At 67.3% G+C, this 17,537-nt stretch carries 20 protein-coding genes and 1 tRNA gene; 11 read left to right on the forward strand and 10 right to left on the reverse strand.

Annotated features, from left to right (window positions below; translation table 11 throughout):
• The first annotated feature begins 60 nt into the window (after positions 1-60).
• Positions 61-639 (forward strand): MarR family winged helix-turn-helix transcriptional regulator, encoded by a 579-nt coding sequence (locus FBR43_RS07665; protein ID WP_136942604.1) that lies wholly within the window; start codon positions 61-63, stop codon positions 637-639.
• Here FBR43_RS07665 and FBR43_RS07670 read toward each other — a convergent pair.
• A complete protein-coding gene (locus FBR43_RS07670; protein WP_136942605.1) occupies positions 563-1,618 on the reverse strand; it encodes an aromatic ring-hydroxylating dioxygenase subunit alpha in 1,056 nt (351 codons plus the stop codon). The genes FBR43_RS07665 and FBR43_RS07670 overlap by 77 nt on opposite strands.
• 71 nt (positions 1,619-1,689) lie before the next feature.
• Between FBR43_RS07670 and FBR43_RS07675 the strand changes: the two genes are divergently transcribed.
• The 3 genes from FBR43_RS07675 (at position 1,690) to FBR43_RS07685 (ending at position 4,211) form a co-directional block, all read left to right on the forward strand.
• Entirely contained in the window at positions 1,690-2,247 is a 558-nt protein-coding gene (locus FBR43_RS07675) for a TetR/AcrR family transcriptional regulator C-terminal domain-containing protein (protein ID WP_136942606.1), read from the forward strand.
• An 87-nt stretch (positions 2,248-2,334) separates the two neighbouring features.
• Positions 2,335-3,687, forward strand: coding sequence for an MFS transporter (locus tag FBR43_RS07680; RefSeq protein ID WP_136942607.1), 1,353 nt, complete (start codon positions 2,335-2,337; stop codon positions 3,685-3,687).
• Positions 3,688-3,710: 23 nt separating this feature from the next.
• Positions 3,711-4,211, forward strand: coding sequence for a DUF3237 domain-containing protein (locus tag FBR43_RS07685; RefSeq protein ID WP_136942608.1), 501 nt, complete (start codon positions 3,711-3,713; stop codon positions 4,209-4,211).
• A 16-nt stretch (positions 4,212-4,227) separates the two neighbouring features.
• Here FBR43_RS07685 and FBR43_RS07690 read toward each other — a convergent pair whose 3' ends face one another.
• The 8 genes from FBR43_RS07690 to FBR43_RS07725 all read right to left on the reverse strand — a co-directional run bounded on the left by FBR43_RS07690 (position 4,228) and on the right by FBR43_RS07725 (position 11,070).
• Complete coding sequence (locus FBR43_RS07690) at positions 4,228-4,758, reverse strand: MarR family winged helix-turn-helix transcriptional regulator (RefSeq protein WP_136942609.1); 531 nt, start codon at positions 4,756-4,758, stop codon at positions 4,228-4,230.
• Between the two features lie 62 nt (positions 4,759-4,820).
• On the reverse strand, positions 4,821-6,152 hold the full coding sequence (locus tag FBR43_RS07695) for an MFS transporter (RefSeq protein WP_136942610.1): 1,332 nt from the start codon (positions 6,150-6,152) through the stop codon (positions 4,821-4,823).
• Positions 6,153-6,224: 72 nt separating this feature from the next.
• Positions 6,225-7,058 carry a nuclear transport factor 2 family protein gene (locus FBR43_RS07700; protein ID WP_136942611.1) on the reverse strand — a complete coding sequence of 278 codons (834 nt, stop codon included), beginning with the start codon at positions 7,056-7,058 and terminating at the stop codon, positions 6,225-6,227.
• A 63-nt stretch (positions 7,059-7,121) separates the two neighbouring features.
• The gene (locus FBR43_RS07705) at positions 7,122-7,565 is read right to left on the reverse strand and encodes a MarR family winged helix-turn-helix transcriptional regulator (RefSeq protein WP_169542543.1); all 444 of its coding nucleotides are present in this window, start codon (positions 7,563-7,565) and stop codon (positions 7,122-7,124) included.
• Positions 7,562-8,104: a TetR/AcrR family transcriptional regulator gene (locus tag FBR43_RS07710; RefSeq protein ID WP_136942613.1), complete on the reverse strand. Its 543-nt coding sequence runs from the start codon at positions 8,102-8,104 to the stop codon at positions 7,562-7,564. The genes FBR43_RS07705 and FBR43_RS07710 overlap by 4 nt, the downstream gene beginning before the upstream one ends.
• A gap of 31 nt (positions 8,105-8,135) precedes the next feature.
• Positions 8,136-9,182, reverse strand: coding sequence for a Rieske 2Fe-2S domain-containing protein (locus FBR43_RS07715; protein WP_136942614.1), 1,047 nt, complete (start codon positions 9,180-9,182; stop codon positions 8,136-8,138).
• Between the two features lie 56 nt (positions 9,183-9,238).
• Positions 9,239-10,171, reverse strand: a complete 933-nt coding sequence (locus FBR43_RS07720; RefSeq protein WP_136942615.1) for a ketopantoate reductase family protein — start codon at positions 10,169-10,171, stop codon at positions 9,239-9,241.
• Positions 10,168-11,070 (reverse strand): LysR family transcriptional regulator, encoded by a 903-nt coding sequence (locus FBR43_RS07725; protein WP_136942616.1) that lies wholly within the window; start codon positions 11,068-11,070, stop codon positions 10,168-10,170. The genes FBR43_RS07720 and FBR43_RS07725 overlap by 4 nt, the downstream gene beginning before the upstream one ends.
• Before the next feature lie 86 nt (positions 11,071-11,156).
• Between FBR43_RS07725 and mdlC the strand changes: the two genes are divergently transcribed.
• The 7 genes from mdlC (at position 11,157) to dmeF (ending at position 17,330) form a co-directional block, all read left to right on the forward strand.
• Positions 11,157-12,722: a benzoylformate decarboxylase gene (mdlC, locus tag FBR43_RS07730; RefSeq protein WP_136942617.1), complete on the forward strand. Its 1,566-nt coding sequence runs from the start codon at positions 11,157-11,159 to the stop codon at positions 12,720-12,722.
• Positions 12,722-14,062: an aromatic ring-hydroxylating oxygenase subunit alpha gene (locus FBR43_RS07735; protein ID WP_249276497.1), complete on the forward strand. Its 1,341-nt coding sequence runs from the start codon at positions 12,722-12,724 to the stop codon at positions 14,060-14,062. Before mdlC ends, FBR43_RS07735 begins: the two co-directional genes overlap by 1 nt.
• Complete coding sequence (locus FBR43_RS07740; protein WP_249276498.1) at positions 14,059-14,562, forward strand: aromatic-ring-hydroxylating dioxygenase subunit beta; 504 nt, start codon at positions 14,059-14,061, stop codon at positions 14,560-14,562. Before FBR43_RS07735 ends, FBR43_RS07740 begins: the two co-directional genes overlap by 4 nt.
• A 65-nt stretch (positions 14,563-14,627) precedes the next feature.
• A complete protein-coding gene (gene yghU, locus FBR43_RS07745; RefSeq protein WP_136942619.1) occupies positions 14,628-15,503 on the forward strand; it encodes a glutathione-dependent disulfide-bond oxidoreductase in 876 nt (291 codons plus the stop codon).
• A 62-nt stretch (positions 15,504-15,565) separates the two neighbouring features.
• Positions 15,566-15,642 (forward strand) — tRNA-Pro (locus tag FBR43_RS07750).
• 126 nt (positions 15,643-15,768) lie between these two features.
• The gene (locus FBR43_RS07755; RefSeq protein ID WP_136944087.1) at positions 15,769-16,245 is read left to right on the forward strand and encodes a vgr related protein; all 477 of its coding nucleotides are present in this window, start codon (positions 15,769-15,771) and stop codon (positions 16,243-16,245) included.
• Between the two features lie 155 nt (positions 16,246-16,400).
• Positions 16,401-17,330, forward strand: coding sequence for a CDF family Co(II)/Ni(II) efflux transporter DmeF (dmeF, locus tag FBR43_RS07760; protein WP_136942620.1), 930 nt, complete (start codon positions 16,401-16,403; stop codon positions 17,328-17,330).
• Between the two features lie 13 nt (positions 17,331-17,343).
• Here dmeF and FBR43_RS16305 read toward each other — a convergent pair.
• The coding region (locus tag FBR43_RS16305) for a hypothetical protein (protein ID WP_212611909.1) at positions 17,344-17,537 on the reverse strand (194 nt) is incomplete at its 5' end.

Raw genomic sequence — 17,537 nt, forward strand, 5'->3', positions numbered from 1 at the left:
CCCTGCTGCCAAGAGCAAATCGTCGTGGCATAGCTGGAACGATAAGAAACGGGGGACGGGATGGAGACGGAGGAAGGCCCGGTAAGCGACCGGATGCGCAGGCTTTGGGAAAGCTATGGCATGCTGCACCTGCCCTACCGAATGATGATGGTGACAAAGATGCTCGATCGTGTCACCTCGGCAGCGATCCAGCGCGAAGCCTCGCTCTCGCTGGCGCAGTGGCGCGTGATCGCCAACCTTGCGCGACTCGGCCATTCGACCGTCAACGCGCTCGCCGAACATGCGCATGTCGATCGCGCCGAAGTCAGCCGATCGGTAGGCGCACTCGAGGCGCTGGGCTTGATCCAGCGCGACGCGCATCCGGCGAGTCGCGTTAAGAAGCAGCTGTCGCTCACCCCCGCCGGCGTGGCGATGGCCAAGCAGATCGGCCGCGATCGCCGGCGATTCTACGAATATCTGCTCGCCAATTTCGACGCCGACGAGCAGCGCGTGTTCGACCGGCTGTTGCTGCGCCTAGCGCAGCGGATCGAGGCCTATGAGCCGCCCGGCGAGGCCGGCGAACCTAATGTGCCGCGCGCTGTCGGGCCGGCAACGCGGGCGAACTCTCGGCGCGCACGAGTCGATCGACCAGCCGGCTGAACAAGGTCACCGCCTTGTCGGCAGTGGTCGGCATGATCCGGGGATCGGGAGTCCGGTCGATCACGCGCTGCTGCGCCTCGATGATGGCCTTGTCCTCGGCAAAGGCCTTGGCCGCGATGCCCATCAGCTTTTCGGCGAGTGCCGCGTCGCCCATGTCGGTGCGTGGCCCCCACGAGAAGAAATAGCGCGCCTGCCCCGGCCGCGTCGGCGTCACTGCCTGACTGGTGAAGGTCACGCCCGACAGCGCATCTTCCAGATCGGGCGGCGCATGACCCAGCCGCGCGGCAGTGCCGACGGGATAGTTGCCGCCCGTCATCAACAGCACGCCGGGGAGGAGGAAGTCGTAGGTCGACCAGCGATCATTGGGCTCGGGCGAGTGCATGCCCTGCTCGTTTTCGATCCACCGTTCGATCCGCACGCCGCGCTCGAGCGTGCTGATCTTCGGGCGGCTGCGCGCCCAGGTCTCACTGGCGCCGAAGCTTGCCGTGTGCACATAGCTCAGATGGCTGAAATCGAGCAGATTGTCGTTGATGAGCCGCGCCTCGGCGGCATAGTCGAGCTGGCCGCGTCCCAGAATATAGCGCGGATTGTCGAAGCCTACCGCGGGCGGCACCAAGTCGGCGTCGGCGAGCGCGGGGTCGCCCATCCACACCCACAGCCAGCTATGGCGAACGATGACGGGGTAGCGCCGCACGCGCGCATCACGCGGAATGAGGTCCTGCCCCGGTATTTCGACGACCTGTCCTTCGGCGTCGAACAGCAACCCGTGATACATGCAGCGCAGCCGATCGCCCTCGCACCGCCCGAGCGACAGCGGCGCCAGACGGTGCACGCAGCGATCCTCGAGCGCCGTCACCGTGCCGTCGGCAGTGCGCCAGATGACGATCAGCTCGTCGAGAATCGAGATCGGGGTCGGTGTGGCGGCAGGCAGATCCTGTTCCCAGCCGGCGACGTACCAGGCATTGCGGACATAGTGCATGTTGGCGTCCCTGTCGGCTGCTCTCCGCCATTGATCTTGATTTAACACCGTTAAGGAGTCAAGCGCCCGCCATGGCCACCCGCCCCGCCCCCGCACTTGATCGCGAGCGCCTCACGACCGCGGCGTTTGCCGAACTTGCCGAAGCCGGCATCGACAAGCTCAGCATGCGGCGCGTGGCGGCGCGGCTCGATGTGCAGGCACCCGCGCTCTACTGGCACGTCGCGGGCAAGGACGAACTGCTCGGCCTGATGGCCGCCGAGATCTATTCGTCCGCCGAAGCCGTTGCGGCGGCCGACTGGCAGGGCTGGCTAACCGGTTTCGGACGCGGGCTGCGTGCCAGCCTTGCCGGGCATCGCGACGGCGCGCGTCTTTGCGCAGCTGCCCGCCCGAAAGCCGGCGCCGATGCGGCCCGCAATGCCGAGCGGATCGCCGCCCCGCTGGTGGCGCTCGGCCTCGATCGTGACACCGCGCTTTCGCGGCGCGCATCGGTCACGTCGTTCACGCTCGGCTGGGCGATCTTCGAGGCCAATGGCCCGATGCACGATTTCCTCGGCCAGATGCTCGATTTCGATGCGAGTTTCGAAGCCGGCCTCGCCGCGCTCGTGCAAGGCTTCGCGGTGCCGCGTTGACTTTGGTTTGTTGATTCGTCAACGTTATAGCCGTCACGTCGCGGTCGCGTATCCGCCGGCGGGCGGCGGCGAGAGGACGGCCAAGGCATGACGACGTTCCGCATTCAGGACTTCATCGACGCGCAGCGCACGCGGCCGATCCACTACCGCGTACTCGCGATCTGCACCTTCGTGATGTTCGTCGACGGGTTCGACATCTTCCTCGTCGGCAAGATCGCCCCCGCGATCGCACGCGGCCTGGGCGAGGAGCCGGCGGCGATGACGCTGGTGTTCCTGCTCCAGCAGATCGGCCTCGCAATCGGCGCGTTCGTGGCGCCGCCGCTTGCCGATCGCTTTGGGCGCAAGCGCATGCTCGTCTGGTGCTCGATCATCTTCGGGCTGCTGACGCTCGCCACCAGCCTCGCCACCTCGATCACGCAGTTCGCGGTGATGCGCGGCATCGCCGGCGTGTTCCTGTCGGGTGGCCTGCCAATGGCGGTTTCGCTGCTTGCCGAGCACAGCCCGCGCGCGCGGCGCGGTACGTTCATCTCGATCGCCTTTGCCGGCTACAGCGCAGGCGGCGCCGCCGGCGGCGCGGTGGCGGCATGGATGATCGACGACTTCGGCTGGCAGAGCGGCTTCTGGCTGGGTGGCCTCATGCCGCTTGCCGGCGCGTTCCTGATGCTCGCCTTCCTGCCCGAATCGCTTCAGTTCATCACCAGCCGCAACCCCGCCGACCGCCGCATCGCGCCGATCCTGCGCCGACTCGACCCCGATCTCGAGCTGACCGGGCAGGAAGCGTTCGTCGCCGCCGACGGTTCGCAAAGCGCCGAGAAGGCGAGCCTGTTCGACATCTTCCGCGGCGGGCGCGGGCGGGCGACGACGATCCTTTGGATGGCGTGCGTGCTCTCGATGGGCACCATCGCGCTGATGGCGGCGTGGCTCCCGACCTTCTTCCAGGAGATGGCCGGCATTCCCATCCAGCGCTTCGCGGTGCTGGCGATGCTGGGTTTCTTCGGCGGGCTGTGCGGTACGCTCACCATGGGCTGGCTGTTCGACCGGGTGCGCGCCTCGCGGCTGATCCCGAGCTATTACCTCGGCCTGTCGGCGATGATCTTCATGCTCGCGCTGGTACCCTTCGAGGCGCCGTTCTTCCTCGGCGTGCTGCTGGCCTACAATTTCTTCCAGACCGGCGGGCAGACGGGCCTCAACACGATGATGACGCGCATCTATCCCGCGAGCATGCGCTCGACGGGCATCGGCTGGGCGGGCGGCATGGGGCGCATCGGCGGCATCATCCTGCCCTTGTTCGGCGGGTTGGCGCTGGCGTCCGAATTCTCGCTGCAGCTCACGCTCGCGATGATCGCAACCATGCCGCTGGCGGTCGCGATCCTCGTGCTGCTCATCCCCGACCTCACGCGCGAGGCGCCGCAACCCGTCGGCCGCCCCGCCACCGCCTGAACCATTCCAAGGAGCATTCGCGCATGACCGACGACGGACTGACGCTGAACTACGAACATGCCTTCGACGTGCGCATGAACTTCGACAAGCGCTGGACGACGGGGGCGATCCATCGCGGCGGCCCGAACCACGGCTATACCTCGCTCGCCGCCGGATCGACGGTGTCGGGGCCGCTGCTCAACGGCATGCTCGTCGATTACAGCGGCGCCGACTGGCCGGTGATCCGCACCGACGGCGTGGTCGAACTCAATGCGCATTACATGATCCAGGCCGATGACGGCGCGCTCATCTACATTCGCAACATGGGCTATGTGCACGGTCCGCTGCGCACGCCGGATCAGGGGCCCGACGAGGAACCCGCGATTGGCCGCTACTTTCGCTGCACGCCCTATTTCCGCGCGCCCGAAGGCAAGCATGACTGGATCAACCGCACCGTGATCGTCGGCATTGGCAAGCGCGTCCCCAAGCTGACGCCCGAGGACGAGCCCGATCATTCGATCGTGCGCTACTACGCCATCCGCTGAACGTCAGGCTGGCAGGCTAGTCGTCGACCAGCTTGCCGAGCTTGCGCGCAATCTGGCCGAGGAGCTGGTCGAGCATATCGCGCTCGGCCTCGCTCATATCCTCGGTCAGGCCGCCGTGAAACTTCGCGCGGATCGGTAGCAGCCGCTCATATTCGGCATTGCCCGCGGGCGTCACGAACAGGATGGGCGCGCGCCGGTCGCCGGGATTGTCGCGCCGCCCGACCAATCCGCGCGTCTCTAGTGCAGACGCCGCGCGGCTGACCTCGGCCCGATCGACCCAGGCCATCTGCGCCACCTGCCGCACCGTCGCCCCATCGATCGGTGCGAGGCGGCTCAAGACACGCCATTCGGCAATCGTCAGATCGCAATGCTCGTCGAGCATGCGCAGCGTCAGCCGGTCGATTGCCTTTGCGAGAAGGACCAGTCGGAACGTCGGATAGTCGAGGCCGGTATAGGTCCAGCCGCGAATGGCCTCGTCGTTTTCGCCTGGTCTCTGGTCCGCAGACGTCGTCGCGTCGCGTTCTGTCTGCACTGCTACACTTGCCATTGCATGAGGCGTATCGCCTTTCACTGCGACTCGCCAGCCTCTGTTTCGCCACAATCGAGCAGCTACCGCGCGCTGGGTGCCGTGCGCAGCCGCACCAGCGCCACCGCGATCCCTGCGATGGCAAGCGGCACGGCATAAACGAGCGCGATCGGCGTCTGGCCATAACCCTCGGCCAGCATGAACCCGCCCACCGCCGGCCCCATGATCGACAGCAGCCGGCCGATGCCCGAGGTCCAGCCGAGCGCCGTCGCGCGTATCTGCGTGGGATAGGCCGCGGCGATCAGCGCATAGAGGCCGCTGATCGCACCAACGACGAACGCGCCATAGGATACCGAGAGGAACACCGCCCAGGCCGGCGTGAATGGCGTGACCATGAAACTGAGCATCGCGGCGAAGCCAAGCGCGTAGCACAGCACCACCGCGTTTTTGAGGCCGATGCGCTCGATCAGCACGATCATCACGAATGGCCACGCGATCGCGCCGATCGACGAGGTGGCGAACAGCGCCGCCCCCTGCTGCATCGAATAGCCCGCCAGCGCATTGAGGTAGGTGGGCGTCCACGAAGCGACCAGATTGCCCACTAGCATCATCATTCCGCCCGCCAGCGTCAGCAGGAGCGTGTTGGCGAAGCGCCCTTCGGCGAACAACGCCGCCACGGGCACCTTTTCCGATCGCGGCTCGATCGTGGTGAATTGCTCGATCCCCGCCGCCTCGGGCACGATGCGCACCAGCGATCGGCGGACGCGCTCGGGCGAGCTGCCCTTCACGATCAGGAAGCGCGGCGATTCGGGCAGGAACGCGTAGAGGATGGGCAGCAGCACCAGCGGCGCGATGCCGCCGGCCCAGAACGCCCCCTGCCAGCCGAAGCCGTTGACGAGCAGGGGTGCAAGCGCACTGCCCGATGCCGCGCCGAAGGCGAGAAAGGCACTGAGCAGCACCACCATCCGCTCGCGCAGCCGCAGCGCCGCAAGCTCGGCGACGAGCGAAATCGTATTGGGCACCACGCCGCCGAAGAAGATGAACGCGACGAGGCGCAGGATCATCAGATGCGTCAGCGTCGTCGCCAGCACCGTGGCGAGCGTCACCAGCCCGAAACCCGCGACGCAAAGCAGGATCACCGGGCGCCGGCCATAGCGATCGGCAAAAGGTGACAAAGCGGTATAGCCGATCGCGAGCCCGATGCCCTGCGCCACGAACACCCCGGCGATCGCCGCAGGGCTCACGCCGACACCGGCGGCGAGCGCCGGCACGATCGCGCCGAGCATGTACATGTCGAAGCCTTCGACCGCCATGATCGCACCGCACATGAGGAACACGGCCAGCCGCCAGCCGCCGAACGGACGATCGAGCAGGCTCTCGATATCGGCGCTACGCCCGGTCGTCGCTTCGTTCACGCGCTACGCTCCCCAACCCTCGTATCAGTCGTTGACCTATCAACAACCTTTGGGGGTGGCCAGCCGTAAAGCCTAGGCCTTGCGCGTGCCGTCAGCGTGGAAGAAGCGCGGCGCGCCTTCGGATCCAGCCCGGCCGACGCGGATGTGGCGCACCAGCCCGCCTTCCAGTTCGTAATGCACGAACACGCGCACCTCGATATATTCGCCCGCCGCGATCGGCCCCACGACGAAGTCGGGCGCATCGGTCTGCGCGGTGAAGCGCGCCGTCGCGTCGAGCGCGATGCTGCGGTCGTCGGCGAGCACCGAATGCACGGTGATGTTCTCGCGCACCACCGCGAACATCTTGCGATAGAAGCCGGTGATACCGTCCTTGCCGTGGATCGGCGGCACCGATCCGAGTTCGAGCACGACGTCATCGGTGTAGAAGCTTGAGAACCGATCATAATCGGCATTGCTGAACGCGGCGCAATAGGCGTGGAAAGCCGCGATCTGGCTGGGATGGCCGCCCAACTTGGGCAATTTGGTCACGCCCTTTTCGGGTGGCCACGTCATCGATTTCAGCTCGACTATCTTGTCGTTCGCGATGCGATAGCTGACGAGGAACTTCACCGTCACGCTGTCGCCGGGATCGAGATCGCCGAACGGAAAATCGCGGCGCTGCTGGGTGGCGTGGAAATCCATGTCGATCTCAGCGAGGATCAGCTCCTCGCTTTGCAGGAAGCTCTGCACGCGCGGCACTTCACGCACGCCGCCATGCGCCCATTTAAGAAACGACCGCAGGCCTTCCTTTCCGTGATGCTGGCGCGTGCCGCCAGTGAACGTCACATCGTCGGCGAAATAGGTATCGACCAGCCGGTCGTCCTCGCCGGTGCAGAAGGTGGCGATGTATTGGGCGTAGTCGAGCATGTAGCATCCCCTCGCGTATATCGCGTATGTAAGGCTACCTTATATTCCGTCGTGGTGCGTCGTCTAGATCAGGCTCGTCGCGACGCGCATCAGCAGCGCATGCAATTGCACGCGCTCGGCGGGCGACAATGCTGCCAGCAACGATTCCTCGACCTCGGTGGTCGAACGGCGGATGTCGGCCAGCAATGCGCGGCCTTCATTCGCAAGCCGCAGCAGCACGCGGCGGCGATGCGTCGGATCGGGCGTGCGTGCGATCAGACCGCGTTCGGCGAGCGGCTTGAGCAGGGTGGTCATCGCCTGTGGGGTCAACTGCATCGTGCGCGCAAGCTGTGCCGAGGTCGCCTCGCCCAGTTCTTCGAGCATCACCAGCAGCAGCAACTGCACCGTCGAGACCGGATGCGGCCGGATTGCGCGATCGACGCGCGCGCGCACCGCCATCTCCACCCATTTCACCAGATGCGGGAATGCCGGCGGCCGCTCGGCCCAGCGCGGCGCGGGGCCGCTCATGCCCCGCCCGCCCGCGCCGCCCATCCCGCGACAAGCACATCGAGCGCGGCGAACAGCGGCGCGTCGCCGCCGCCCTCGCCCGCCGGCAGCCGGCGCAGCGTGCTCCAGCCGGTGACGAGCGCCTGTACCGATCGCTGCGCCACCAGTGCCGTTGCCGCATCGAGCCCGCGCGACACCAGCGCCCGCGTCACCTCATCGCGCAATTCGCGCCATACCGCATCGTCCTGCGCCCGTACGCGGATCAGGTCGAGCACGCCGGGCGTGCCGCTCTGCCCGGCCCATAGCGCGTGGCCGAAGCCACGCAGCCACGCCGCCCAGTCGCCGCCTTCGGGCACCGCGGCCAGACAATCGCGAAAGATGCGCTCGGACATCAGCGCGTGCAGCGCTTCCTTGTCGGCGATGTGGCGATAGAGCGAGGGCGCGCGCGCATCGAGCCGGGCCGCGACAGTGCGCAGCGTCACCGCCTCCAGCCCCTCGGCACGCATCAGCGTCAGCGCCTCGTCGACGATTTGCGGGCGGCTCAGCTTGGCGAAGGGCATCGCACCGATGTGCCGGGCTGCGTCGCGCGGATCAAGCCGTGGCCGCCTCCCGCGCTTCGGCGTCCATCATCGCCTGTAACATGCGGCGTCCCAGTACCGCATTGTGATCGCTCTTTATCATCAGCTCGGGCGGATTGCCGCCCACCAGCGCGATCATCTTCTCAATCTCGACCGAAGCGAAGATATCCTCGTCGATCACCGGCGCCAGAAACTTGGCCGATCGCTCGGCATGGTCGGGGTCCATGGTGGCGATGCCGAAGAAATAATAGGTGCTCGTGGGTGTCGACGGCGTGATCGCGTGGAACGGGCGCGATCGTGCCAGCGGCTCGCCCCAGCTTTCGGCATCGCCGGTGGCGACAAAATGATCGCCGATGCCGGCGTGCAATCCCGGCAGGTGGAAATCCATGCCCACCACCTGATCGACCAGGCCCGTCACCCCCCGCCGCGCCATCGCCGGCGTCGGTTCGCAATCGCGGATATAGCGCCGGCTGCGCAGCACGCGCGGTTCCTGCGTGACCGTTTCGGGGGTGCGCGCATTCTCGATCGTGCCGATGCTCGAACTGTGCAGGAAGGCGAGGTGCGACAGGTCGAGCAGATTGTCGTTGAGCAGCTGGTAGCGGCACGCGACCTCGTGCGTGAACAGCGGCTCGGGATAGAGGCCGGGCGTGGTAAAGCCGATATCGTCGAGATCGGGCAGCAGCGCGGGATTGGCAGCCGCGTCGCCCATCCAGATCCACAGCCACATGCCATGCTCGACCAGCGGATAGGTGGGAATGCGGTAGCTGCGCGGCACGTGCGCTTGCGCGGGAATGTCGACGCACGCCCCGTCGGCGCCGAACGCGATGCCGTGATAGCCGCAGACGATGGTATCGCCTCTCAGGCATGAGGCGCCGAGCGGAAAATGGCGGTGGGGGCAACGCCCGCCCACTGCCACCGCAACCCCGTCCTCCTTGCGATACAGCACCACCGGCTGGTTGAGGATGATGCGCGACACCAGCGCCCGCCCCACGTCACGCGCGAACGCCGCGACATACCAGGCATTGCGCACGGCGAACGAGCCTTCGCGGAACGGATACATCGCGCTCTCCCACAAAGCGAACTATGTTAGCTTTGTGGGAGAGCGGCTTATGGTTGTCAATCGCCGATCGCCGCCGGTGCTTCGACAAGCCGCACCAGATCGGCGAGCGTGGCAGTGACCGGTACGTCGCGGCCCTGTGCGCGCGCGATGCGCTCGATCGCGCCGTTAATCGATTCGATCTCGGTGCGGCGACCCGCTTCGCGATCCTGAAGCATCGACGCCTTGTGATGCAGATGGTGCGCCAGCGCATGATCGATCCGCGCCTCGATCGCCGCGGGATCGACGGCGACGCCCTCGCCCGCCGCGGTCTCCACCGCTTCGCGCACCACGGCGCTGGCGATGCGCCGTGTCGCCGCGACGTTCATCTGCCCTACGCGCAGCCCGGTCAGTGCCGCCAGCGTGTTGAGCGCGGCGTTGAACGCCACCTTCTCCCAGATCGCGGTGCGCACCGTCGGATCGACGCTGGCGGCCAGGCCTGCGGCAGCGAGCAGGTCGGCAACGGCCCGAAGTGCAGCGTCGGGCGCGTCGGCGAACGCGCCGAGCTTGATCGTGCCCGCGCCGTGCGTCGAAACGCTTGTCGGCCCTGTCAGGTCGGCGGGCCAGTCGGTCGCGCCGATCAGGATGCGGTCGGCTGCGAACACGCCGGCAATCGCTTCGGCATTGCCCAGCCCGTTCTGCAATGTCAGCGCCAACGTGTCGCCCGCCGCCAGATGCGCAACCGAGCGGATCGCCGCCTCGCTGTGCATCCCCTTGGTGAACAGGATCACCAGGTCGGTAGGCGGCGCATCGCCGGCCAGGCATGCCGAAACGCGCGCATGATGCTCGCCTTGCTCGTCACGCACGGTCACGCCGTCGCGCGCGAGCGCCGCGACGCGCGCGGTATCGCTATCCACCAGCATTACCTGCCGGCCTGCGGTGGCGATGCGTGCCGCGAACAGGCAGCCCATTGCCCCCGCACCGACGATCGTGACATGCGCAAGGCGGGTCATTCGGTCTCTCCTGAAATCAGCGGTAGCAAGTCGATAAAGGCCCGCGCCGCCGGCGGCAGCGAGCCGCGTGCGCGCTGGAGCAGGAAGAAGCGGCGCGACACATGCAGTTCGGGCACCGCGATCACGCGTACCTGCCCCGCTGCCAGCGCGTCGGCGATCAGCGACTGCGGCAGCCAGCCGAGCAGTCGCGTCTCGGCGACGAAGCGCAGCATCGCATCGTGCGATGTCGTCTCGAGCGCGATGCGCGGCGTGACCCCCGCACCCGTCGCCGCGACGGTCTCCAGAAACATCCGCCGCGGCGCCATGGCTTCCAGCGGCATCACCCAGTCGCATGCCAGTACCGCTGCCAGACTGGTGTCCGACAAGGGGTGATCGGCCGCGGCAAACACCGTGAAGCGATCATCATGGCGGCACTCGCCGATCGTCGCCAGCTCGCCGTCGTCCACCGCCGCCGAACCGATCACGAGGTCGATCTCGCGCGCGCAGAGTTGCGCCTGCAACTGTTCGTCGGGCGCCTCGATGATGCTGCACGAAAGCCCCGGCGCGTTGGCCAGCAGCGTCCGCACGACGCCGGGCAGCAGCCCGCGCACGATCGTGCCCACCGCCCCCACGCGCACCACGCCGCGCTCGAGCCCGTCGAGCGCATCGAGCGCGCGACGCGCCTGCTCAGCCTCGAAGATCATCAGTCGGGCATAGGGCAGCAGCGTCTCGCCCGCCGCTGTCGGCGCCATGCCGCGGGCGTGGCGCTCGAACAAGCGATGCCCCAGCCGTCGCTCCATCTCGGCGAGCGTGCGGCTGATCGCCGGCTGCGTCAGATGCACGCGCTCGGCGGCGCGGCCGATGCTGCCCGTCTCGGCAATCGCCAGGAAGGCGCGAAGCTGGCGAATCTCGATAGCCATGCAACCTTCGTATGGCTTTTGCGGAAATAGGCAATGGACGGCATGGCCGCCATCGGCGATAATCCGCCGCGAAAAGAGGAGAGAGGATGACCACCGTCCGCGACGCCACCATTGCCTTGATGCGTGCCCATGGCATGACGCGCATCTTCGGCAATCCCGGCTCCACCGAGCTACCGATGTTCCGCGATTTCCCCGCCGATTTCGACTATGTGCTGGGGCTTCAGGAATCGGTCGTGATCGGCATGGCCGATGGCTATGCGCAGGCGACGCGCAACGCCGCGCTGGTTAATCTCCATTCGTCGGCAGGCACTGGCCATGCGCTCGGCAACCTGTTCACCGCGTACAAGAACCGCACGCCGCTGGTGGTGACGGCGGGGCAGCAGGCACGCGGCATCCTCCCGTACGAACCGTTCCTCTACGCGGAGGGCGCCACGGAATTCCCCCGCCCCTTCGTCAAATGGGCCTGCGAACCGGCGCGCGCCGAGGACGTGCCGCACGCCATCGCGCGCGCCTATCATGTCGCGATGACGCCGCCCTGCGGCCCTACTTTCGTGTCCGTGCCCGTCGACGATTGGGACCGGCCATGCGCGCCCCTCACCCCACGCCGTGTGGCAAGCCGAGCCGCCGGCGACCCCGCGTTGATCGCCGAGATCGCCGAAGCGCTCGCCAGCGCGCGCAATCCCGCGCTAGTCTATGGCGCCGGCGTCGCGCGCGACGGTGCGTGGGACGCGGCGATCGCGCTCGCCGAGCGCCACGCGGCGGCGGTCTGGATCGCGCCCTTCGCCGCGCGCAACCCGTTCCCCGAGGATCATCGCCTGTTCCGGGGTTTCCTGATGCCGATGCGCGACCGCATCCGCGAAGCGCTTGGCGGCCATGACGTCATCGTCACCGTGGGCGGCCCGCTGTCGCTCTATCATGTCGATGGCGAGGGTCCGCATCTGCCCGATGGGGCGCGCCATTTCCTGTGCGTCGACGATCTGGGCAGCGCTGCCTGCGCCCCCGCCGGCGACGCCGTCGTGGCCGATGCGCGGAGCTTCCTGAGCGCGCTGCTCGACGGCCCGGCGCCCGAAGCGCGCACCCCGCCCCCGCCCGCTCCCCCGCCACCATCGCTCGATCGCACATCGCTGACCGATGCCTGGCTGCTCGCACGGATCGCGGCGCTGCGCCCTGCCGGCAGCATCATCGTCGAGGAAGCGCCCTCGAGCCGCGGGGCGATGCACGATCGCCTGCCGATCACGCTGCGCGACGGCTTCTATACATGCGCCAGCGGCGGCCTGGGCCACGGCATGCCCGCCGCCGTGGGCATCGCGCTCGCGCGGCCGGGCGAAAAAGTCATTGCGATCATCGGCGACGGATCGGCGATGTACGCCATCCAGGCGCTGTGGAGCGCGGCCGACCGCCGCCTTCCGATCAGCTTCGTCATTGTCAACAATCGCCGCTACCAGGCGCTGCACGGCTTCGGGCGACTGTTCGGGCTCGCCAAGCCCATCGGCACCGAGCTTCCTGGCCTCGATTTCTGCGCGATCGCCGAGGGCCAGGGCGTGCGCGCCACGCGCGTTGACAACATTGCCGGGATAGACGCCGCGCTCGCCGCGTCGTTTGCCGCCGATCATCCCACACTGGTCGACGTGCAGGTCGCGCAAGGAGCATGATGATGGATCTCGCAAGCCTCATCGACGATCGCCCCGAAGACGGCGTGTTCCGCGTCCACCGCGCGATCTTCGACGATCAAGCCGTGTTCGAACTGGAAATGGCGCGCATCTTCGAGCGCGGCTGGGTATTTCTCGGCCTCGAATCGCAGGCGCCCGGCCCGCACGACTTCTTCACCACCACGATCGGCCGCGTCCCCATCCTCGTCACGCGCGACGGCGACGGCAAGCTCGCGGGTTTCGTCAATTCGTGCCCGCACAAGGGATCGCGGCTGGCGCAGACGCAGACGGGCAATGCGCGCCTTTTCGTGTGCCCCTATCACAGCTGGACCTTCGACAGCGCGGGTCGCAACAAGAACGTCAAATGGAAGAAAGCGGGCTGCTACGCCGCCGCCTTCGATGCCGACGGCCATGACCTGGCGCGCCTGCCTGCCTTTGCCAGCCATGGCGGCTTCGTGTTCGGCAGCCTAAGCGCCGACGTGCCGCCGCTTGCCGAGCATCTGGGCGACGCCGCGCGGCTGATCGACCTGATCGCCAACCAGAGCGAGCAAGGCGTCGAACTGGTCCCCGGCGGCGTCACCTTTACCTATGACGCCAACTGGAAGCTCCAGCTCGAGAACTGCTCGGACGCCTATCACTTCACCTCGGCGCATCCGAGTTACATTCGCATCCTCGAACGCCGTCGCGAGGCCCCCGATGCCAGCGTCACGCGATCGGTCTGGGAAAAGGACGCCGCGTGGAGCGAGGAGACCAAGGGCGTCGCCGGCGGCAGCTACAGTTTCCCCCACGGCCATGTGCTCAACTGGGGCCGCATCGCACCTTCGGATGCGCTGCCGCTCTACGAAAGCGTCGATCGCCTCGCCGCCGCGCATGGCGATGCCGTGCGCGACTGGATGTTCAACATGCGCAACCTCACCATCTTCCCCAATCTCCAGATCGCCGAGAACGCATCGAGCCAGCTGCGCGTGATCCGGCCGATCTCGGCCGGGCGCACCGAGATGCGGACCTGGTGCATCGCCCCCAAAGGCGAAAGCGCCGCCGCGCGCCGCCAGCGCATCCGCCAGTATGAGGATTTCTTCAATCCCAGCGGCATGGCGACGCCCGACGACACCGTGTCGTACGAGAATTGCCAGCGCGGCTTCGCCTCGCGCGTCGAGCCGTGGCTACAGGGATATGCGCGCGGCATCGGCGCCAGCGTGGCGGGCGGCAACGCGTTTTCCGATCCCATCGGCCTGTCGCCCGAACGCAGCGTGCTCGCCGACGCGCAACTGTGCGACGAGACGCTCTATCACGGCTATTACCGCGAATGGGCGCGCCGCATGGCGGGCGCCGGAGCCGCATGATGGCCGCCCCCCTCACCCGCGCCGACGCCGAAGAGCTTCTGTACCGCGAGGCGCTGTATCTCGACCGCCGCGACTGGGACGCATGGCTCGCGCTCTATACCGAGGATTGCGTGTTCTGGATGCCCGCGTGGCGCGACGAGACGACACCCACCGCCGATCCCGATGCCGAGCTCTCGCTCATCTATTATCGCGGCCGCCGCAACCTCGAGGATCGCGTCTGGCGCGTGCGCTCGGGCCAGTCGGTAGCCTCGACGCCGCTGCCGCGCAGCGTCCATGCCGTCACCAACGTGCTGATCGAGCACGCCGATGCAGCCAGCGCCGATGTCGCCGCGAGCTTCACCGTCCATCGCTGGGACCCGCGCAGCGAGCGCCAGCATGTGTTCTTCGGCACCTACCGCCACCGGCTGGTGCGCGACGGCGACGAATGGCGCATCGCCGCCAAGACGATCACGCTGATGAACGACGTCATTCCGACGGTGGTCGACTTCTATTCGATCTGACGCGGCCCGATTGCATCGCGGGCATCGCGACACCAGCTACGGGCGACCAGCCCGAGGAGCGCCCGATGTCCGATACGCAAGCCTATCAGCCGCCACGCGTCTGGACGCCCGGCAAGGAGAATGGCGGCCGCTTCGCACCGATCAACCGCCCGACCGCCGGCGCGCGCTTCGACGCCGAGCTGCCCGTGGGCGAGCACCCGCTGCAACTCTATTCGCTGGCGACGCCCAACGGCGTCAAGGTGACGGTGATGCTCGAGGAGCTGCTCGAAGCCGGACACGCCGGTGCCGAATATGACGCGTGGCCGATCCGCATCCAGGACGGCGAGCAGTTCGGCAGCGGCTTCGTCGCCGTCAATCCCAACTCGAAGATTCCCGCGCTGTTGGATCGCAGCGCACCCGGCGGCGCGCAACGGGTGTTCGAATCGGGCGCGATCCTGTTGTATCTGGCCGAGAAGTTCGGCGCGTTCCTGCCCGCCGATCCGGCAGCACGCACCGAAGCGCTGTCATGGCTGTTCTGGCAGATGGGCAGCGGTCCGTTGCTCGGCGGCGGCTTCGGCCACTTCTATGCCTATGCTCCCGACAAGATCGAATATGCGATCGATCGCTATGCGATGGAGGTCAAGCGCCAGCTCGACGTGCTCGATCGCGCGCTGGCGGATCGGCCGTTCGTCGGCGGTGCCGACTACAGTATCGCGGACATCGCGATCTGGCCGTGGTACGGCGCGCTGGCGCTCGGCGAACTGTACGATGCCGCGACTTTCCTGTCGGTCTCCGATTACGCGCATGTCATGCGCTGGGCCGAGACGATCGCCGCACGCCCCGCCGTCCGCCGCGGCCGCATGGTCAACCGCACGTTCGGCGATCCCGCCGAGCAGCTCCACGAACGCCACGCGGCCAGCGACTTCACGACGCGCACGCAGGACAAGCTGACGTCCGACTGACCAGCCCCCCGCATCGCTTTACGCTTGCACGCGCCCGCCCGCACCCCCTAAGGGCACCCCGTCGGGGAGTGGCGCAGTCTGGTAGCGCGCCTGCTTTGGGAGCAGGATGTCGCAGGTTCGAATCCTGTCTCCCCGACCATTGCGCAAGCGCCCCCTTCTCGCATCCAGTCACGCGGCGGCGCTGCGCGAAGCTCGGATTTGCCAATGCCGCACACCCACGATGATCGAGCGTGCTGCGTTCGATGATATCGGCTATGCGGCGCAGATGACTGCGGCCTCATCCAACCACGCCCGCGCGCTCACCGATCTCGAAATTGCGATGGCGCGAAGCGTGTTCGGTGATGCGATCGACTATGCGGCGGTCAGGCTCGTCAATCGCAAATGGGCGTTCTTTCAGCCGCGCAAGGTCACGATGGCGCCGCGCGGCAACATCCATTTTCACCCTAGGGGTGACGCCTATTGCGTGTGCTTCGCCAGCAACAGCCGCTATTGGCAGGGGCATCTGATCCACGAGTTGGTACATGTCTGGCAGCACCAGCGGGGCGTGAACCTCGTGCTAAAACGGCATCCGTTCTGCCGCTACAGCTACACGATCAAGCCCGGCTGGACGCTTGATCGCTACGGCATCGAGCAACAGGCCGAGATCGTGCGGCATACTTTCCTGCTGCGCCAGGGTACAACCGTGCCGGGCGCGCCTCCCTTACCGACGCTGGAGAGCATCCTGCCGTTTGGACGACCGTGATGCGAAGCGCATGAGCGGTATTCGACGGGCAGCGCCGCTTGTCTCGCACGGCACCACGGCATAGGCCTATCGGATGCCGCTAGCAGCCCGCTCCCCGTCTGCGCCACGCGACGCGATGCGCACGACACCGCCGCGGCGGGCCGTTGAGGTAGCGAATGGCGCCGCATAGCCATCATCACGCCGGCGAGCGATCGGCACCCACGGCTTCCGGCGGGCACATCTGCCATTCGCCAGCCGATGTGCTCGGCAGCAACCACGACGCGAATGCCCGGCGCACGCGCTGGGTCGTCGGCCTCACGCTGGCGATGATGATCGTCGAGATCGCCGCCGGCTGGTGGACGGGTTCGATGGCGTTGCTTGCCGACGGCCTGCACATGGCGACCCATGCCGGCGCCCTCGGCGTCGCGGCGCTCGCTTATGGTTATGCGCGCGCGCATGCCGACGATCCGCGATGGACGTTCGGAACGGGCAAGGTGGGCGATCTCGCCGGATTCGCGTCCGCGGTGGCGTTGCTATTGTTCTCGGGCGGTATCGCGGTCGAATCGGCACGACGGTTGGTCGAACCCGGCGCGGTGGCGTTCGGCGAGGCGGCGCTGGTCGCCGTGGCTGGACTGCTCGTCAATCTCGCAAGCGCGTGGCTGCTCGCCGGTGGCGGCGGTGGCCATCACGGGCATGCGCATCATCACGACAATAATCTGCGCGCCGCCTATCTGCATGTGCTCGCCGACGCCTTGACGTCGGTACTCGCAATCGTCGCGCTGGTTGCGGGGCGCTATCTCGGCTGGGGCTGGCTTGATCCGGCGATCGGGATCATAGGCGCCGTCATCATCGCGCGCTGGTCGTTGACGTTGATGCGCGACACCTCATCCATGTTGCTCGATGCCAGCGCCCCGCGGCTTGCCAACGAGATCGAGCGGCTGGCGGCGGCGCATGGTGCGCATCTCCTCGACCTGCATGTGTGGCGCATCGGCCCGCACGCCCACGCTGCGATCGTCGAGATCGACAATGCGGACGCGGTGCGCGCGTTGCGCGATGCGCTCGCCCGGTTGCCGGCGCTGGCGCATCTCACCGTCGCCAGCCACTAGGCGGAATACGAACTCAACGCTCGCGCCGTGCACCACCGCCGCGCCGTTCTGCGCGCGCGAGTTGCTGGCGACTCGACTGCCGCCGCTCGGCGACGCGCGCCTGTCGTTGTTGCGAGCGTGCTGCCTGACGCTGTGCCGGGCGTGCCTGCGTCCGACGCTCGGCAACGCGACCCTGCCGCTGCTGCGAGCGTGCCGCCTGACGCTGCG

Origin of the sequence: Sphingomonas baiyangensis (assembly GCF_005144715.1) — a bacterium.
GTDB classification, from domain to species: Bacteria; Pseudomonadota; Alphaproteobacteria; order Sphingomonadales; family Sphingomonadaceae; genus Sphingomonas; species Sphingomonas baiyangensis.

Excerpts from the sequence above, each read along its gene's own strand:
- FBR43_RS07710 (WP_136942613.1), bottom strand. The coding sequence starts at position 8,104 with ATGCCCTTCGCCAAGCTGAGCCGCCCGCAAATCGTCGACGAGGCGCTG.
- FBR43_RS07705 (WP_169542543.1), bottom strand. The coding sequence starts at position 7,565 with ATGAGCGGCCCCGCGCCGCGCTGGGCCGAGCGGCCGCCGGCATTCCCG.
- FBR43_RS07740 (WP_249276498.1), top strand. The coding sequence starts at position 14,059 with ATGATGGCCGCCCCCCTCACCCGCGCCGACGCCGAAGAGCTTCTGTAC.
- yghU (WP_136942619.1), top strand. The coding sequence starts at position 14,628 with ATGTCCGATACGCAAGCCTATCAGCCGCCACGCGTCTGGACGCCCGGC.
- FBR43_RS07720 (WP_136942615.1), bottom strand. The coding sequence starts at position 10,171 with ATGACCCGCCTTGCGCATGTCACGATCGTCGGTGCGGGGGCAATGGGC.
- FBR43_RS07690 (WP_136942609.1), bottom strand. The coding sequence starts at position 4,758 with ATGGCAAGTGTAGCAGTGCAGACAGAACGCGACGCGACGACGTCTGCG.
- FBR43_RS07715 (WP_136942614.1), bottom strand. The coding sequence starts at position 9,182 with ATGTATCCGTTCCGCGAAGGCTCGTTCGCCGTGCGCAATGCCTGGTAT.
- FBR43_RS07675 (WP_136942606.1), top strand. The coding sequence starts at position 1,690 with ATGGCCACCCGCCCCGCCCCCGCACTTGATCGCGAGCGCCTCACGACC.
- FBR43_RS07700 (WP_136942611.1), bottom strand. The coding sequence starts at position 7,058 with ATGCTCGACTACGCCCAATACATCGCCACCTTCTGCACCGGCGAGGAC.
- dmeF (WP_136942620.1), top strand. The coding sequence starts at position 16,401 with ATGGCGCCGCATAGCCATCATCACGCCGGCGAGCGATCGGCACCCACG.
- FBR43_RS07755 (WP_136944087.1), top strand. The coding sequence starts at position 15,769 with ATGACTGCGGCCTCATCCAACCACGCCCGCGCGCTCACCGATCTCGAA.
- FBR43_RS07685 (WP_136942608.1), top strand. The coding sequence starts at position 3,711 with ATGACCGACGACGGACTGACGCTGAACTACGAACATGCCTTCGACGTG.
- FBR43_RS07680 (WP_136942607.1), top strand. The coding sequence starts at position 2,335 with ATGACGACGTTCCGCATTCAGGACTTCATCGACGCGCAGCGCACGCGG.
- FBR43_RS07665 (WP_136942604.1), top strand. The coding sequence starts at position 61 with ATGGAGACGGAGGAAGGCCCGGTAAGCGACCGGATGCGCAGGCTTTGG.
- mdlC (WP_136942617.1), top strand. The coding sequence starts at position 11,157 with ATGACCACCGTCCGCGACGCCACCATTGCCTTGATGCGTGCCCATGGC.
- FBR43_RS07735 (WP_249276497.1), top strand. The coding sequence starts at position 12,722 with ATGATGGATCTCGCAAGCCTCATCGACGATCGCCCCGAAGACGGCGTG.
- FBR43_RS07670 (WP_136942605.1), bottom strand. The coding sequence starts at position 1,618 with ATGCACTATGTCCGCAATGCCTGGTACGTCGCCGGCTGGGAACAGGAT.
- FBR43_RS07725 (WP_136942616.1), bottom strand. The coding sequence starts at position 11,070 with ATGGCTATCGAGATTCGCCAGCTTCGCGCCTTCCTGGCGATTGCCGAG.